Source organism: Methanohalophilus sp. WG1-DM (genome assembly GCF_004104135.1).
In the GTDB taxonomy this organism is placed as follows: Archaea; Halobacteriota; Methanosarcinia; order Methanosarcinales; family Methanosarcinaceae; genus Methanohalophilus; species Methanohalophilus euhalobius.
The window spans coordinates 1-448 of the sequence record NZ_RRBA01000047.1; the positions used below are offsets into that span (position 1 = coordinate 1).

Genomic DNA, 448 nt, shown 5'->3' on the forward strand with positions numbered 1-448 from the left:
CCTGTAATCCCGTGTTTTGTGTTCAATATTCATTGCACCAATCAGGTCGGCATTGTTCTCATAACCACATTTTTCACATCTAAAAGACAACCTGTTACGATTGTTTTTTGAGATATGATTACATCGAATACAGGTTTGAGAGGTATACGATGGGTCAACATAATGAGTGATTATACCTGCTTCTCTTGCTTTGTATTCAATGAATGTTTGTAATTGGCGGAAAGCCCAACTACTGTGATTATGCCTTCTCTTTTTAGAAACTTTGGGAAGCGTGGAATCACGTATTCCTGATAAATCTTCCAGACCTATTACAGATACACCTTTTTCAACTGCGAATTTCACAATTTTTTTTGAGATTGTGTGGTTTACATCTCGCATAAGACGTTTCTCTTTACCTGCAATATGTTTCAACATACGTTTTGCAGATAAAGTTCCCTTCGATTGTAAA

Annotated in this window: 1 protein-coding gene; it reads right to left on the bottom strand. The window is 36.4% G+C overall.

What is annotated here, in order from left to right; translation table 11 throughout:
• A partial coding sequence (locus CI957_RS10400) for a transposase (RefSeq protein WP_277749699.1) occupies nt 1–414 on the bottom strand: 414 nt, incomplete at its 3' end.
• Nucleotides 415–448 lie beyond the last annotated feature (34 nt).